The following is a 15,667-nucleotide window of genomic DNA, read 5'->3' as shown; positions in this document are numbered from 1 at the left end:
GATGTCCTCGTTCGCAGGAACTCCAACGGGGGAGGAACCATGGCAGGCAAGTACGAGCTGTACACCGACAAGGCGGGCAAGTACCGCTTCCGGCTGAAGGCCTCGAACGGACAGGTCATCGCGTCGAGCGAGGCCTACGAGTCGAAGGCATCTGCGCAGAACGGCATCGCCTCGGTGAAGGCGAATGCCGATTCGGAGACGGTCGATCTGACCTGAGCGTCGATACGACGAAGGGCCCCGTGCGATCGCTCGCGCGGGGCCCTCGGTCATGACGGGATCAGAAGTCCCAGTCGTCGTCTTCCGTCGCCTCGGCCTTGCCGATGACGTACGACGAACCCGACCCCGAGAAGAAGTCGTGGTTCTCGTCGGCGTTGGGCGACAGGGCCGACAGGATCGCCGGGTTCACGTTCGTCACCGACGCCGGGAACATCGCCTCGTAGCCGAGGTTCATCAGCGCCTTGTTGGCGTTGTAGTGGAGGAACTTCTTCACGTCCTCGCTGAGGCCCACCGAGTCGTACAGGCTCTGCGTGTAGTGCACCTCGTTGTCGTACAGCTCGTACAGCAGCGAGAACGTGTAGTCCTTGATCTCGTCGCGACGGGCCTGGTCGACCTGCTCCAGACCGCGCTGGAACTTGTAGCCGATGTAGTAGCCGTGCACGGCCTCGTCGCGGATGATGAGGCGGATCAGGTCGGCGGTGTTGGTGAGCTTCGCGCGGCTCGACCAGTGCATCGGCAGGTAGAAGCCCGAGTAGAACAGGAACGACTCCAGGAGCGTGGAGGCGACCTTGCGCTTGAGCGGGTCGTCGCCACGGTAGTAGTCCATGACGATGTGCGCCTTCTTCTGAAGGAACTCGTTCTCGGTCGACCAGCGGAACGCCTCGTCGATCTCCTTCGTCGAGCACAGCGTCGAGAAGATCGACGAGTAGCTCTTGGCGTGCACCGACTCCATGAACGCGATGTTGGTGTACACCGCCTCCTCGTGGGGCGTGATCGCGTCGGGGATGAGCGAGACCGCGCCCACCGTGCCCTGGATCGTGTCGAGCAACGTCAGGCCGGTGAAGACCCGCATCGTCAGCGTCTGCTCGTCGGGCGTCAGCGTGTTCCACGACTGGATGTCGTTGGACAGCGGCACCTTCTCGGGCAGCCAGAAGTTGTTGACGAGACGGTTCCAGACCTCGAGGTCCTTCTCGTCCTGGATGCGGTTCCAGTTGATGGCCTGAACGTGGTTCAGCAGCTGCAGCTTCTCAGCCATGGTGTCCTCAATAAGAAATCGTGATCAGCGGATCAGAGCATGCACGAGACGCACTCGGTCATGTCGGTGCCCTCGAGCGCCAGCTGACGGAGGCGGATGTAGTAGATCGTCTTGATGCCCTTCTTCCACGCGTAGATCTGGGCCTTGTTGATGTCGCGGGTGGTGACGGTGTCCTTGAAGAACAGCGTCAGCGACAGACCCTGGTCCACGTGCTGCGTGGCGGCGGCGTATGTGTCGATGACCTTCTCGTAGCCGATCTCGTAGGCATCCTGGTAGTACTCCAGGTTGTCGTTCGTCATGAACGGCGCCGGGTAGTAGACGCGACCGAGCTTGCCTTCCTTGCGGATCTCGATCTTCGACGCGATCGGGTGGATCGAGCTCGTCGAGTTGTTGATGTACGAGATCGAACCGGTCGGCGGCACGGCCTGAAGGTTCTGGTTGTAGATGCCGTGCTGCTGGACGGATGCCTTCAGCTCGCGCCAGTCGTCCTGCGTGGGGATCTGCACGCCGGCGAAGAGTTCCTTCGTCTTGACCGTCTGCGGCTCCCACACCTGGTCGGTGTACTTGTCGAAGAACTCCCCCGACGCGTAGGTCGAGTTCTCGAAGCCGTCGAAGGCCGTGCCGCGCTCGATCGCGAGGCGGTTCGAGGCCCGCAGCGCGTGGAAAAGCACGGTGTAGAAGTAGATGTTCGTGAAGTCGATGCCCTCTTCGGAGCCGTAGTGGACGTGCTCGCGAGCGAGGTAGCCGTGCAGGTTCATCTGACCGAGACCGATGGCGTGCGACCGGTCGTTGCCGTCTTCGATCGAGCGCACCGAGGCGATGTGGCTCTGGACGCTGACGGCGGTGAGGGCGCGGATCGCCGTCTCGACCGTGAGGCCCAGGTCGCCGCCGTCCATCGCCAGGGCGATGTTCATCGAGCCGAGGTTGCAGCTGATGTCCTTGCCGATGGTGTCGTACGAGAGGTCTTCGTTGTACGTGGTCGGGGTGTTGACCTGCAGGATCTCCGAGCACAGGTTCGACATGTTGATGCGACCGGCGATGGGGTTCGCCTTGTTCACCGTGTCCTCGAACATGATGTACGGGTAGCCCGACTCGAACTGGATCTCGGCGAGGGTCTGGAAGAACTCGCGCGCGTTGATCTTCGTCTTCTTGATGCGCGGGTCGTCGACCATCTCGCGGTACTTCTCGGTGACCGAGATGTCACCGAACGGCTTGCCGTAGACCTTCTCGACGTCGTACGGCGAGAAGAGGTACATGTCCTCGCCGTTCTTGGCGAGCTCGAACGTGACGTCGGGGATGACGACACCGAGCGAGAGCGTCTTGATGCGGATCTTCTCGTCGGCGTTCTCACGCTTGGTGTCGAGGAAGCGCAGGATGTCGGGGTGGTGCGCGTTGAGGTACACCGCACCGGCGCCCTGGCGCGCACCGAGCTGGTTGGCGTAGCTGAAGCTGTCTTCGAGGAGCTTCATCACGGGGATGATGCCGGAGGACTGGTTCTCGATCTGCTTGATCGGCGCACCCGCCTCGCGGATGTTCGACAGCAGCAGCGCGACGCCACCGCCGCGCTTGGACAGCTGGAGGGCGGAGTTGATGCCGCGGGCGATCGACTCCATGTTGTCTTCGATGCGCAGCAGGAAGCACGACACGAGCTCGCCGCGCTGGGCCTTGCCGGCGTTGAGGAACGTCGGGGTCGCGGGCTGGAAACGACCCGAGATGATCTCGTCGACGAGCTGGACCGCGAGGCGCTGGTCACCGTCGGCGAGGGCGAGGGCGGTCATGACGACGCGGTCCTCGAAGCGCTCGAGGTAACGCTTGCCGTCGAAGGTCTTCAGCGTGTAGCTCGTGTAGTACTTGAACGCGCCGAGGAAGGTCTCGAAGCGGAACTTCGCCCCGTAGGCACGGTCGTTGAGCTCCTGGATGAAGTCCATCGAGTACTTCGCGAGCACGGTGGGCTCGTAGTACTCCTTCTCGACGAGGTAGTCGAGACGCTCCTTCAGGGAGTGGAAGAAGACGGTGTTCTGGTTGACGTGCTGCAGGAAGTACTCCCGCGCAGCACGCTTGTCGGCGTCGAACTGGATCTTCCCGTCGGCGTCGTACAGGTTCAGCATCGCGTTCAGGGCGTGGTAATCCAGCCCCTCGAAACGCACCTCGGTCTTGAAGTCCACGTCGCTCAGCCCTACTTCCACCACTGTTCCAATCCTTCGGTGACGTGCTCGACGTCTTCTGGTGTGCCGAATACTTCGATGCGATACAAGTGCGGCACGGAGCACTTGCGGCTGATGACGTCTCCGGCGAGGCAGAACGCGTCGCCGAAATTGGTGTTGCCCGCGGAGATGACCCCGCGGATGTGACGTCGGTTGCGCTCCTCATTGAGGAAGCGGATGACTTGCTTGGGAACGGCGCCCTTCTCGACACCGCGGCCCACGCCCCCTCCGTAGGTGGGGGTGACCAGCACGAAGGGTTCGTCGACGTGGAGCGGCGGGTCGGTCGGTCGCAGGGGGATGCGGAGTGCCCGCTTGCCGAGCTTCTCGATGAAACGTGCGGTGTTGCCCGACACGCTCGAGAAGTAGACGAGCAGCGGAGCCTCGGTCTCCGACAGGACAGCGCTCATGAGAACCCTCTGAGCCCGTCGGGGATCAGGCCAGGCGCGAAGCCAGCTCGTCGATCTTGTCGGGACGGAAGCCCGACCAGTGGTCCTCGTCGGTGATGACGACGGGGGCCTGCAGGTAGCCCAGCGACTTGACCTGCTCGAGGGCCGCGGGGTCTTCGGTGACGTCGAGCACGTTGTACTCGATGCCCTTCGAGTCGAGTGCGCGGTACGTCGCGTTGCACTGGACGCAGGAAGGCTTGGTGTAGACCGTGATCGCCATTTTGTTCTCTCTCTCCCCTGGAAAATCTTCGTCCGGTCGCTCGGGGCGGGCCGGGAGCTCAATACTACATATGGGGACGGACATCGGGGGGAACCACAAGGGGTAGTAGTTACACGGATGTGATTTTCCACCGCTCTCCCCATGTACAACACAGGTTGTCCACCATTTCATCCACAGGGAACGCACCCATTTCGGCCTCGTCGAAGCCCGCCGTTCCGCGGATCTCGCGCCTCCTTCCGGCATCCATCCACAGCTCGGACGCTAGACGGGGGTTCCGACATCGCACAGGGGGTGGATATCTCGCTTCGGCGTGTCGCGGCGTGTCGCTCGCAGGTGGATCGCATCGCCCGCTCGCCGTGTCGGAGGCACCCGGTACCGTGGTGCAGTGGCCGGCTACCGCGTACTCCTCAGAACCCCGGGCGTGGGGCGCATCATCGCCGCTCAGCTGACGGCTCGCTTCCCCAACGGCATGATCAGCCTCGCCGTGCTCCTGCACATCGAGCACGTCACCGGCTCCTACGGCGCCGCGGGCCTCGTGCTCGCCGCGACGAGCGTCGGCCAGGCGGTCGCCGGGCCGGTCACGAGCCGGTGGATGGGCCGCTGGGGCATGCGCCGCGTCCTCACGGTCACGCTCGTCTTCTGCGCGGCCGCGATCGCCGCGATGGCACTGCTCGTCGTGCCGCTCCCGGTGTACATGGCCCTCGGCCTGATCGGCGGACTCTCCACTCCCCCGGTGCAGTCGGCCGTCCGCACCATCTACCCCAAGATGGTCCCGTCGTCGCAGCTGACCCCGCTCTACTCGCTCGACGCGTCGCTGCAGGAGATCATCTGGGTGCTCGCGCCCGTGATCATCACGCTCGTCGGCACCCAGGTGGGCACCGTCCCGGCGCTGCTGCTGATCGTCGTGATCCTCCTCGGCGGCGGTGCATGGTTCATCCTCAGTCCCGAGGTGGGCCGCGTCCGCATCCCGCGGAGCCGCCGTGCCCTCGGCACGGTGCTCCGCAAACCGCCGGTGATCCTCGCCACGGCGACCGGTTTCCTGTTGGTCGGCGCGTGCGCGGCGGTCGAGGCGGGCGTCGTCGCGACCTTCAACCACGGCGGTCTCGAGGCGGGCCTCATCCTCGCGGTCTTCGCCGTCGGCAGTCTCGCGGGTGGCCTCTCCTTCGGGCACATCCCCATCGGCCGCTGGGCCATGGCGCGGCGCTTCGCGATCGTCACGGTCGGCCTCACCCTCACGATCGTGTCGCTCAACGCGTGGTGGCTGGGGGCGACGCTCCTCGTCGCCGGCGCCGGCATCGCCCCTGCCCTGGCCGTGATGTTCGCCATGACCTCGGCCAGCGTGCGCTTCAGCGAGACCGCCGAGGCCTACGGCTGGATCGGCACGGGGCAGCTGATCGGCGCGGCGGCCGGTTCCGCCGTCGCGGGATTCCTGGTCGACGGCGTCGGGCCGCAGGGCGCGTACATCGCCGCCGCCGGATTCGCCGCCGTGGGCCTCGTGGTGTCGGTGCTGTTCGTCCGCGGCTTCCCCGACCTGCGCCACCGCGACGCGAGCCCGATCCCCGACACCGAACCGGTGCACACGATCACCTGACGCACGCCCCGCACTCGGCGCGCCGGGCAGGGCGCGTCAGGCCGCGCGCTGCGCCGGGCAGACACGTCAGTGCAACCGGCGCAGCAGTTCCAGCACGGCGAGCGCGTAGGCGTCGGCGGGCTCGGGGTGATCGAAGACGAGCGTCGACCCGCCGACCGAGATCTCGACCTCGTGCGTGTCGGACAAGCGTCGCAGCGACCGGAACGATGACCTCAGCATCTCGCGCAGCTGCGCCTCCGACGGCAGCCACAGCGCATCCTCGGTCGCCACGGAGTCCAGCGCCCACTCGGTCGTTCCGTTGAACGCGAGGATCCGCCCCGTCGGGTACTCCCGCGGCTCCACCGTCATCTCGCTCACGGTGAAGATGTCCGCCTCGAACTCCGGCTCGTTCAACTGGAACCGGTCACCCGAGCGCGGATGCCACACCAACCCGGCCTCGCGCAGAGCCATGGCCATCTCGGTGGAGATCATGGCATCCATTCTGGGGGCGCGCGGGGCGCGCAGGGGCACGGCGACGCAGCCGACAGAATGGATGCCATGCCTGCTCCCGTGACCCTCCCCCGCCTCTCGTGGGGCGATGTCGACCGCCCCGCCGTGCTCCTGGCCCACGGACTCGGGTCCGACGGCGCGCTCATGTGGCGCTTCGGGACGGCGCTCGCCGACGCGGGCCGGCACGCCGTCGCCGTCGACCTCCGCGGTCACGGCGACGCTCCGCGGGCCCTGGACTACACGCTCGCGGCGTACGGCGCAGACCTGGCAGCGACGCGCCCCGACCACGGCGGCGCGTGGGACGCGGTCATCGGCCACTCGCTCGGCGGCGCCGCGGCGACCCTGGCCGCAGCCGCCGACCCGGACTGGACGCGGCGACTGGTGCTCATCGATCCGGCGATCCTGCTCGCCGACCGCGACCGCGACATCGTGCGGGCGAGCCAGGAGCAGGCGTTCGCCGACCCGACCGTCACCGCCGTGCGGGCGCAGCACCCCGACTGGCATCCCACCGACATCGAACTCAAGGCGCGGGCGACCCAGCGGGCCAGCCGCTGGGCGATCGAGCAGACGAGCCTGCAGAACACGACCTGGGACGCCCGTCCGGCCGCGGCGGCCCTCACCGTCCCCACCCACGTGATCGGTGCCGACCCCGCCGTCCACTCGATCTTCACCGGCGCCCTCGCCGACGAGGTGCTGCAGAACCCCGTCGTGACCATGTCGGTCGTGACGGGCGCCGGGCACTCGCCGCACCGCGATCGGCCCGCCGAGACCGTCGCGGCTCTCCTCGCTGCTCTCGGCTGACGTCCCGCGGCCGCGATGTCGGGCCGGAGGACCAGAATGGATGCCATGGCCTCCGCGTTCGATCCCGTTCGGTTCCTCCCCGACGACCTGCTCGCCCGGTTGCGCGAACGCGCCGCGGTGCACGACCGCGACAACACGTTCCCGCACGACGACCTCGACGATCTGCGCGCCGCCGGGTACCTCGGCATCCTGGCCCCCGAAGAGCTCGGCGGAGCGGGCCTGTCGCTCGCCGAGGCCGCGGTGCTGCAGCAGCGGCTCGCCGGGGCCGCCCCCGCCACCGCGCTCGCGGTGAACATGCACCTGGTGTGGACCGGTGTCGCGAAGGTTCTGCGCGACCGGGGCCTGGACGACCTCGAGTTCGTGCTGCGCGGGGCCGCCGAGGGCGAGGTGTTCGCCTTCGGCATCAGCGAGGCCGGCAACGACCTCGTGCTGTTCGGCAGCGACACCGAGGCCGCACCCGACGGCGACGGCGGGTACCGGTTCACGGGCACCAAGATCTTCACGTCGCTCTCGCCGGTGTGGGATCACCTCGGTGTGCACGGGCTCGACACGACCTCCCCCGACGCGCCGAAGATGGTGTTCGCGTTCCTCGACCGCGACGAGAGCATCGTCTCCCGCGACGACTGGAACACGATGGGCATGCGCGGCACGCAGAGCCGCACCACCGAACTGCACAGTGCCCACGCCCGGCCCGACCGCGTCGTGCGCCGCCTCGACCCAGGGCCCCAGCCCGACCCGCTCGTCTTCGGCATCTTCGCGGTGTTCGAGATCCTCCTGGCCTCGGTGTATACGGGCATCGCGCGACGGGCGCTCGACCTGGCGGTCGACACGGCGCGGGCGCGCCGATCCAAAAAGACGGGGGCGAGCTACGCGGCCGACCCCGACATCCGCTGGCGCATCGCCGACATGGCTCTCGCGTACGACGCCCTGCCCCCGCAGATCGCGGCGCTGAGCGACGACGTCGACGCGCGCGTCGACCACGGCGCCCGGTGGTTCTCGCTGCTCGCCGGACTCAAGCACCGCGCGGTCACCGCAGCGAAGACCGTGGTCGACGACGCCATGCTGGTGGGCGGCGGGTCGTCGTACTTCGCGACCACGGAACTCAGCCGCCTGTACCGCGACGTGCTGGCCGGACAGTTCCACCCGTCCGACCCCGAATCCGCCCACTCCGCGCTCGCCACCGCCTGGCTCGGGCCGGTCGACGCGTGATGGCCCGCACCCCGACGGCGCTGCTGAGCCCCGCCGATCAGGAACGCCGGCGGGCGCTGCGCCGCATGAAGGGCGTGGCGCTCGGGGCGCTCCTGGCCATGGCGGTCGTGTTCGCCGTGGCGTTCGCGTTCCAGCGCGACGTCGAGTGGCTGCAGTACGTCCGCGCGGCCGCGGAGGGCGGCATGGTCGGCGCGCTCGCGGACTGGTTCGCCGTGACCGCCCTGTTCCGGCGGCCGCTCGGGCTGCCGATCCCGCACACGGCGATCATCCCGCGACGCAAGGACGAGATCGGACAGCAGCTCGGGGAGTTCGTCGAGACCAACTTCCTCGAGGGCCACGTCGTCCGCACGAAGCTCGAGGCCACCCCGCTCGCCGCCCGCGCCGGTGCGTGGCTCGCCGACCCCGCGCACGCCGAACGGCTCGCCGCCGAGGGCGCCGCCCTCGCGACGAGCGTGCTGCGCGCGCTCAGCGACGACGACGTGCAGGGCCTCATCGAGGACCTCGCCCGCGAGCACCTGCTCGAGCCCGACTGGGGGCCGTCGGTGGGCGGCTGGCTCGAGCGCGTCGTCGCCGCCGATGCGCACCACGGCGCGGTCGACCTGGCGCTGGACAACATCGCGGTGTGGCTCGGCAACAACCGGGAGACGTTCCAGGGGCTCGTCTCGCGACGCCTCCCCTCGTGGGTGCCGAGCCTCGCCCACCGCCTCGTCGACGACACCGTCTACCGCGAAGCCGTCGGGTTCGTGGATGCCGTCCGCGCAGACCCGCGCCACCAGGCGCGCATCGCGATCGACCAGTACCTGGCGCGACTCGCCGACAACCTCCAGCACGACCCGGCGACGAGGACGCGCCTGGAGGAGGCGAAGGCCTCGGTGTTCGACAGCCCCCGCGTCCGCGGCCTCGCCGCCGACGCGTGGAACACCGCGAAGACCGGTCTCCTGCGCTCGCTTGCCGATCCCGAGAGCGCCCTGCGCCGACGCGCGGCGGCCGCCCTCGCCGACGTCGGTGTGCGGCTGCAGAACGAGGAGTCGCTGCAACGCCGGGTGGACGGCTGGGTCACCGACGCCGCGGTCTTCCTCGTCGAGCGCTATCGACACGACATCGCCTCGATCATCACCGACACGGTCGAGCGGTGGGATGCCGCCGAGACGACCGAGAAGATCGAGCTCATGGTCGGCCGCGACCTGCAGTACATCCGGCTCAACGGCACGGTCGTGGGCGCTCTCGCGGGTCTCGCCATCTTCACGATCGCGCACCTCGCCTGGGGGTCCTGACGCGCAGACGCGGAACGAAACATGCTGCCCTGGCCACGCGCCGGTCGGTACCCTGAGCGCGTGAGCTTCGGTTCGGGGGCGGAGTCCCTCTTCGTGTACGGCACGCTCCAGCTGCCCGAGGTGCAGCTGGACACCTTCGGCCGCCTCCTCTCCGGAGAGGACGACGTGCTGCCCGGGTACCGGCTGGAGTGGGTGGAGATCGACGACGACCGCGTCGCCCAGCTCTCGGGGTTGGACTCCCATCCGATCCTCCGCCGGACCGACGACCCCCGCGACCGCGTGTTCGGTCGGGTGCTCGCCCTCACCCCCGAAGAGCTGGATGCCGCGGACGAGTACGAGGTGTCGCTGTACCGCCGCGTGTCGGTGCAGCTGGCCAGCGGCATCCGGGCGTGGGTGTACGTCGGCCACTGACGACACCCCTCACGCGGGACACGCCGTCGGGATCAGCCCTCACCTCGCGGGCTCCACCTGGATATCCTCATCTCGGATGCCGTCACCACCCCGCGCCGCGCGCGCTCCGCGTCCGACTCCTCCCTGGCAGCGAAGCGGAGAAACGATGATCCAACTGATCCTGGCCCGACACGCCAAATCGGACTGGGCCGATGAGGGGCTCGACGACCACGACCGCCCGCTCAACGATCGCGGCCGCCGGGACGCGCCGGCCATGGCGCGGTCGGTCCTGCGCCGCGGCGTGCGCCCGGAGGTGCTCCTCTCGAGCACCGCGGTGCGCGCCCGCAGCACCGCGGACGCGTTCGCCGAGGAGTTCGAGGTCGAGGTGACCGAGCGGCCCGAGCTCTACCTCGCCGAACCCGACGCCCTTCTGGATGCCGCCCGCGCCAGCGAGGCGCACGAGGTCATGGTCGTGGCGCACGACCCCGGCATGAGCGAACTGGTGTCGCGACTCGCCGATCGCGACGTGCGGATGGTCACGTCGGCCGTGGCGATCTTCACGTGGCACGAGGGCGACTGGAGCGACGTCGGGTCGACCGCGCCCGACGAGTTCGAACTGCTCACCCCCTGAGACGAGCTCGGGCCGTCAGACCGCGCCCGAGACCCCGAAGGCCCGCGCCAGGACGTCCTCCGGTCGGCCGTCGTCGTGTTCCGCCCACCAGGTGAGAGCCGCGCTCACGACGGCGGCGAGCGCGTGGGCGCGCACGACGGCCGCGAGCTCGTCGGCTTCGGGATCGCGGCTGACGAGGAATCGGCGGGTCTCGTCGGTCACCGCCGTCAATCGAGGATCCGCGCGCAGATCGAGCGCCGGGGTGGCGCGGATGACCCGCAGGCGACGGCGGGTGACCTCGATCTGTTCGTCGGGGAACGCCGAGGCGACGACGTAGGCGGACTGGAGGGCCCGCACGGCATCCCCGCCGTCGTCGGTCTCGAGCGCCGCCCGGAAGCGCGCGACGAACTCGTCGAGACCGCCCCAGACCAGCGCCGGCTTGCTCGGGAAGAGCCGGAACAGGGAGCGCCGGCTGACGTCCGCCTCGCGCGCGACGTCATCCATCGACACCGCGTCGAAGCCCTTCTCGTCGAACAGTCGCAGGGCGACCAGCGAGACGGCATCCGGGGAGATCGTGCGCGGTCGACCGAGGGAAGAGGGCATGGCATCCTTTCGGCACTCAGTGCTATAACGGTGCTGACGCGCCTCGCGCCATCCGATCTCGAGGAGGAGTTCTCATGTCACCGTCATCCACCGGACGTTTCGCCGGCAAGACCATCATCGTCACCGGAGCGGGATCGGGCATCGGGCGCGCCACGGCTCATCGGATCGCGCACGAGGGCGGGCGAGTCGTCGCCACCGACGTCGTCGAAGAGCGCCTCGACGCCCTCTCCACGGAACTCGCGGGCCTGGACGTCGCCACGGTCGCGGGCGACGTCTCCTCCGCCGAAACGATCGACGCCCTCCTGGATGCCGCGGGCGACCGCATCGACGGGCTCGCCAACATCGCCGGGATCATGGACGGGTTCCTGCCGCCCAGCGAAGTCGACGACGCGACGTGGGACCGGGTGTTCGCGGTCAACCTCACCGCTCCGATGCGCCTGACCCGCGCCGTCCTCCCCCGCATGATCGAGGCGGGGGAGGGCGCCATCGTCACCGTGTCGTCCGAGGCGGGGCTGCGCGGCTCGGCGGCGGGCACCGCCTACACCTCGTCCAAGCACGCCGTGATCGGCTTCACCAAGAGCGTCGCGTTCTTCCACGGACCGCAGGGGATCCGCGCGAACGCCGTGGCACCCGGCGCGGTCGCGACGAACATCGAGGCGCCGATGCGCAGCGCCTACGCCGGATCCCGGATCGGGCCGATCCTGCAGACGATCGTGCCGCCCGTGGCGCAGGCCGAGCAGCTCGCCGCCGCGATCACCTGGCTGCTGAGCGACGACTCCGCGAACGTCAACGGCGCGATCCTCCCGAGCGACGGCGGCTGGTCCGCGATCTGACACCGGCGGCCCACCCGGGTCGAGTGTCCAAGACACGCCGATAGCCGCGCCGCGCATCGGCGTGTCTTGGACACTGAGGCATCGCGGCCGGCGCACGCCGGCCGCCGCATGCGCCTGCCCACCCCGGCCCACGCGCCTCAGCGCGTCGCTCAGCGCACGACGAGGCGCGGCTCCACGAGCACATGAGCCGCACCCGCCGTCGCGGGGCGCGGAGCCACGACCGTGCCCTCCTCGCCCATCAGCAGGTCGAGGGCCCCGGATGCCACGCGCTCGGGCAGCTGCTCGACACTCGACAACCCGAGCGCCTCGGCGGCAGGGGTGTTGTCGAAGCCGATGACGGGGATGTCCGCTCGTCCGGCGACCGTCGTGGCCAGGTGCGCGCCGATGGCGAGCGAGTCGCTCGCGCAGACGATCCCGTCCACGTCGGGGTCGCGCGCCAGCCCCTCGGCGACGACATCGCGCGCGAGGGCGACGTTGTCCTCCACGATCCACCGCGGACCCGCGGCCGCCCCGACGCTCTCGCGCCAGCCGCGCTCCCGCTCGTCTCCCGTGCCGGAGCCGCGCGGCCACCCCAGGAACGCCACGCGCCGAGCACCCCCGGCGCGCAGGTGCTCCGTGGCCGCGCGCGTTCCGGCGGCGCCGTCGACGTCGACCCAGAGGTGCGCGGGGGCGGCGACGTCGTCCTCGCCCCACGGGCGCCCGAACGACACGAAGGGCAGTCCCCGCTCGTTGAGCCAGCCGGTGCGAGGATCCCCGTGGAAAGTGCCGGTGACGACGACGGCATCCACTTCTCCGCCCTCGAGCAGGTCGCCGAGGCGGTCGATCTCCTCTTCCGCGGTGCGCGCGGCATAGAGGAGGACGCGCATGTCGCGCTCGCTCGCGCGCTCGGTGAGGGCGTGGACGAAGCGGTCGAGCACGACGCCCGCGATGCCGCCGGCGTACGGATCCAGGTGGATGCCGATGGTCGAGCTCCGACGCGTGCGCAGGCGCCTCGCGGCCGCGTGCGGGCGGTAACCCAGTTCGGCGATGGCCGCCTCCACGCGGATCCGCGTGGCTTCGCGCACGATCGCCGGCGTGTTCACGACGTTCGACACCGTCTGCCGCGAGACCCCCGCGACCCGCGCGACGTCTTCGACGGTGGGGGCTTTCGTCATCCCGTCCTCCCGGTGTCTCGACGGTCATCGTAGGTCCGGCGCGACGGCTTGACAGCGCGGCCCGCCGCTCCGTACTTTAGTCGGACCGGAGTTTGAACGTTCAAACTACCGGCCCTCCGATCACATGCGGAGGGGTCGCATGCCTCATCGAAGGAGAGAGACACATGACACGGCACATCGCCCGCACCTGGCTCGGAGCCGGTGCACTCCTGGCCACCGGAGCCCTGACCCTGACCGCGTGCGGTTCCGGCTTCACCGATTCCGGCAGCGCCGAGCAGACCTCCGGCGGCTCGCTGTCGATCCTCATCGGCTCGTCGGGCGACGCCGAGACCCAGGCCGTCGAGGACGCCGTCGCCGCCTGGTCGAAGGAGTCCGGCGTCGATGCCCAGGTGCAGGTCGCGAACGACCTCCCCCAGCAGCTCTCGCAGGGGTTCGCGGCCGGGTCGCCGCCGGACCTCTTCTACCTCGCCCCCGACGCCCTGGCCGGCTACGCCGCCAACGGGTCGATCGCGCCCTACGGCGACGACCTCGCGAACAAGGGCGACTTCTACCCCTCGCTCGTCGACAACTTCACCGTCGACGGCCAGTTCTACTGCGCGCCGAAGGACTTCTCGACACTCGCCCTCGTCATCAACACCGACCTGTGGTCGGCGGCGGGGCTGACGGATGCCGACATCCCGACGACGTGGGACCAGCTGGCATCCGTCGCCCAGAAGCTCACGGCGGACGGACGCGTCGGTCTCGCGTTCGGCGCCGAGTACCAGCGCCTCGGCGCCTTCATGGCGCAGGCCGGGGGCGGGCTGCTGAGCGACGGCAAGGCCATCGCCGACAGCGCGGCCAACGTCGAGGCACTGCAGTACGTCAAGACCCACCTCAACGACGGCAGCTTCGCCTTCGCGTCCGACGTGGGCGCCGGATGGGGCGGCGAGGCGTTCGGCACCCAGAAGTCCGCAATGACCATCGAGGGCAACTGGATCACGGGCGCCCTCACCGCCGACTACCCCGACGTCAAGTACACCGTCGCCGAACTCCCCGCCGGCCCCGGCGGCAAGGGCACGCTGCAGTTCACCAACTGCTGGGGCATGGCCGCCGACAGCAAGAACCAGGACAACGCCCGCGCCCTCGCCGAGTACCTCACCGGCACCGACCAGCAGCTCGCCTTCTCGAAGGCGTTCGGCCCGATGCCGTCGATCCAGTCGGCCGCCGACGCGTGGTCGAGCGCGAACCCGAACCTGACGGCGTTCCTCGCCGGGGCCGAGTACGCCCAGTTCCCGCCGAACATCGCGGGCGCGGCCGACGTCATCACCGACTTCAACGCCCAGCTGGAGTCGCTGAAGACCGGTGACCCGCAGTCGATCCTCACCACGGTGCAGGGCAACCTCGAGGCGATCGCCAAGTAGGCGCGACCGCCCATGACCGCTCTCACCACCGCGCCCCGCCGCGCCGGGTCCTCCTCCACGGGGATCCGGCGCGGCGAGGCCGCCGCCGGCTGGCTCTTCACCGCCCCGGTGCTGATCATCCTCGGCGTGTTCCTCCTCGTCCCGGTGCTGATGGCGCTGTGGGTGAGCTTCTCCGACTGGACCGGCCGCGGTAGCCCCTTCTCGTCGAACGTGAACTTCGTCGGCCTCGACAACTACGCTGCGGTCACCACCGGCGGTGGACTCGCCGAGCGCGACTTCGGCACGGCCCTCCGCAACAACGCCTGGTACGTCCTCCTCGTCGTGCCGCTGCAGACCGCGCTCTCGCTCTTCCTCGCCGTGCTCGTCAACCGCGCGGTGCTGCGCGGCCGCGGATTCTTCCGCACGGCGTTCTACTTCCCCTCCGTCACCAGCTCCGTCGCCATCACGGTGCTGTGGCTGTTCCTCTTCTCCACCTCGGGCGCCGTCAACGAGGCGCTGTCGTGGCTGGGGATCAACGGTCCCAACTGGTTCAGCGACCCGTCCGGCATCGTGCACAACGCCCTCGCGTCGATCGGCGTCGCGAACGGCCCCGCCGCCCTGACCGGGAACACGTTCCTCGGCGTCTCGTGGTGGGACTGGCTGGGCGGCCCGTCCGTGGCGATGTCGGCGTTCATCCTCATGGCGGTCTTCACGACGTCGGGGACCTTCATGCTCCTGTTCATCGCGGGCCTCCAGAACATCGGCGGCGACGTGCAGGAGGCCGCGATGATGGACGGCGCGAACGGGTGGCAGCGCTTCTGGCGCGTCACGCTCCCCCAGCTCCGACCCGTCCTCTTCACGGTGCTGACCCTGGGACTCATCGGCACCTGGCAGGTGTTCGACCAGATCTACACCGGCACCCAGGGCGGCCCGGGCAAGACGACCCTCACCCCCGCGTACCTCAGCTACTCGTCGGCCTTCCTGTCGCAGCAGTGGGGCCAGGGTGCGGCGATCGCGTTCGTGCTGTTCGTGATCATCGTCGTCCTGACGATCCTGCAGCGATGGGTACTGCGAGAGCGTCCCGTCTCGCGTCGCCGCGCGCGACAGTACGAAGTGCGCACCCCGAAGGGAGGCACGCGATGACCGCCACGGCATCCCCCGAGGTCACCGTCGCCGCCGAGCAGGTCGTCGGCGGCCCGCGGAGCAAGCCCG

17 protein-coding genes are annotated in these 15,667 nt (G+C 69.3%); 10 read left to right on the top strand and 7 right to left on the bottom strand.

Annotated features, from left to right (window positions below):
* Nucleotides 1-39: 39 nt before the first annotated feature.
* Nucleotides 40-216, top strand: a complete 177-nt coding sequence (locus QM517_RS01290; protein WP_077051938.1) for a YegP family protein — start codon at nucleotides 40-42, stop codon at nucleotides 214-216.
* Nucleotides 217-277: 61 nt separating this feature from the next.
* Here the strand turns inward: QM517_RS01290 and nrdF are convergent, their stop codons facing one another.
* From nrdF to nrdH, 4 genes are read right to left on the bottom strand one after another with little or no spacing between them, the layout of a single operon-like run.
* A complete protein-coding gene (gene nrdF, locus QM517_RS01285; RefSeq protein WP_283284593.1) occupies nucleotides 278-1,252 on the bottom strand; it encodes a class 1b ribonucleoside-diphosphate reductase subunit beta in 975 nt (324 codons plus the stop codon).
* A 32-nt stretch (nucleotides 1,253-1,284) separates the two neighbouring features.
* Nucleotides 1,285-3,417, bottom strand: coding sequence for a class 1b ribonucleoside-diphosphate reductase subunit alpha (nrdE, locus tag QM517_RS01280; RefSeq protein ID WP_374114661.1), 2,133 nt, complete (start codon nucleotides 3,415-3,417; stop codon nucleotides 1,285-1,287).
* Between the two features lie 11 nt (nucleotides 3,418-3,428).
* The gene (nrdI, locus tag QM517_RS01275) at nucleotides 3,429-3,863 is read right to left on the bottom strand and encodes a class Ib ribonucleoside-diphosphate reductase assembly flavoprotein NrdI (protein ID WP_077051941.1); all 435 of its coding nucleotides are present in this window, start codon (nucleotides 3,861-3,863) and stop codon (nucleotides 3,429-3,431) included.
* Between the two features lie 25 nt (nucleotides 3,864-3,888).
* Entirely contained in the window at nucleotides 3,889-4,122 is a 234-nt protein-coding gene (gene nrdH, locus QM517_RS01270; RefSeq protein WP_022878810.1) for a glutaredoxin-like protein NrdH, read from the bottom strand.
* A 385-nt stretch (nucleotides 4,123-4,507) separates the two neighbouring features.
* Here nrdH and QM517_RS01265 point away from each other — a divergent pair, with 385 nt between their 5' ends.
* Nucleotides 4,508-5,713 (top strand): MFS transporter, encoded by a 1,206-nt coding sequence (locus QM517_RS01265; RefSeq protein WP_283284587.1) that lies wholly within the window; start codon nucleotides 4,508-4,510, stop codon nucleotides 5,711-5,713.
* Nucleotides 5,714-5,779: 66 nt separating this feature from the next.
* Here the strand turns inward: QM517_RS01265 and QM517_RS01260 are convergent, their stop codons facing one another.
* Nucleotides 5,780-6,184 (bottom strand): pilus assembly protein CpaE, encoded by a 405-nt coding sequence (locus QM517_RS01260; RefSeq protein ID WP_278102129.1) that lies wholly within the window; start codon nucleotides 6,182-6,184, stop codon nucleotides 5,780-5,782.
* A 66-nt stretch (nucleotides 6,185-6,250) separates the two neighbouring features.
* Here QM517_RS01260 and QM517_RS01255 point away from each other — a divergent pair, with 66 nt between their 5' ends.
* The 5 genes from QM517_RS01255 (at nucleotide 6,251) to QM517_RS01235 (ending at nucleotide 10,507) form a co-directional block, all read left to right on the top strand.
* Nucleotides 6,251-7,003, top strand: a complete 753-nt coding sequence (locus QM517_RS01255; RefSeq protein ID WP_283284585.1) for an alpha/beta fold hydrolase — start codon at nucleotides 6,251-6,253, stop codon at nucleotides 7,001-7,003.
* Nucleotides 7,004-7,048: 45 nt separating this feature from the next.
* Nucleotides 7,049-8,212 (top strand): acyl-CoA dehydrogenase family protein, encoded by a 1,164-nt coding sequence (locus QM517_RS01250; protein WP_283284583.1) that lies wholly within the window; start codon nucleotides 7,049-7,051, stop codon nucleotides 8,210-8,212.
* Nucleotides 8,212-9,486 carry a DUF445 domain-containing protein gene (locus QM517_RS01245; protein ID WP_077051946.1) on the top strand — a complete coding sequence of 425 codons (1,275 nt, stop codon included), beginning with the start codon at nucleotides 8,212-8,214 and terminating at the stop codon, nucleotides 9,484-9,486. The genes QM517_RS01250 and QM517_RS01245 overlap by 1 nt, the downstream gene beginning before the upstream one ends.
* A 60-nt stretch (nucleotides 9,487-9,546) precedes the next feature.
* Nucleotides 9,547-9,897 carry a gamma-glutamylcyclotransferase family protein gene (locus QM517_RS01240; protein WP_278102133.1) on the top strand — a complete coding sequence of 117 codons (351 nt, stop codon included), beginning with the start codon at nucleotides 9,547-9,549 and terminating at the stop codon, nucleotides 9,895-9,897.
* Between the two features lie 145 nt (nucleotides 9,898-10,042).
* Complete coding sequence (locus tag QM517_RS01235; RefSeq protein ID WP_283284580.1) at nucleotides 10,043-10,507, top strand: SixA phosphatase family protein; 465 nt, start codon at nucleotides 10,043-10,045, stop codon at nucleotides 10,505-10,507.
* Between the two features lie 15 nt (nucleotides 10,508-10,522).
* On the opposite strand, the gene QM517_RS01230 is transcribed toward QM517_RS01235, so the two are convergent.
* Nucleotides 10,523-11,089: a TetR family transcriptional regulator gene (locus tag QM517_RS01230; protein ID WP_283284578.1), complete on the bottom strand. Its 567-nt coding sequence runs from the start codon at nucleotides 11,087-11,089 to the stop codon at nucleotides 10,523-10,525.
* Between the two features lie 74 nt (nucleotides 11,090-11,163).
* Here QM517_RS01230 and QM517_RS01225 point away from each other — a divergent pair, with 74 nt between their 5' ends.
* Nucleotides 11,164-11,922, top strand: coding sequence for an SDR family NAD(P)-dependent oxidoreductase (locus QM517_RS01225; RefSeq protein WP_283284577.1), 759 nt, complete (start codon nucleotides 11,164-11,166; stop codon nucleotides 11,920-11,922).
* A 149-nt stretch (nucleotides 11,923-12,071) separates the two neighbouring features.
* On the opposite strand, the gene QM517_RS01220 is transcribed toward QM517_RS01225, so the two are convergent.
* A complete protein-coding gene (locus QM517_RS01220) occupies nucleotides 12,072-13,076 on the bottom strand; it encodes a LacI family DNA-binding transcriptional regulator (protein ID WP_283284575.1) in 1,005 nt (334 codons plus the stop codon).
* A gap of 164 nt (nucleotides 13,077-13,240) precedes the next feature.
* On the opposite strand from QM517_RS01220, the gene QM517_RS01215 reads away from it, so the two are divergent.
* A complete protein-coding gene (locus QM517_RS01215; protein ID WP_283284572.1) occupies nucleotides 13,241-14,476 on the top strand; it encodes a sugar ABC transporter substrate-binding protein in 1,236 nt (411 codons plus the stop codon).
* A gap of 12 nt (nucleotides 14,477-14,488) precedes the next feature.
* Nucleotides 14,489-15,598 (top strand): carbohydrate ABC transporter permease, encoded by a 1,110-nt coding sequence (locus tag QM517_RS01210; RefSeq protein WP_283284570.1) that lies wholly within the window; start codon nucleotides 14,489-14,491, stop codon nucleotides 15,596-15,598.
* Nucleotides 15,599-15,667 lie beyond the last annotated feature (69 nt).

The sequence above is a fragment of the Microbacterium sp. IEGM 1404 genome (genome assembly GCF_030056775.1).
In the GTDB taxonomy this organism is placed as follows: Bacteria; Actinomycetota; Actinomycetes; order Actinomycetales; family Microbacteriaceae; genus Microbacterium.
The sequence above is the reverse complement of the archived record's forward strand: the minus strand, read 5'-3'. Positions and strand labels throughout refer to the sequence as shown.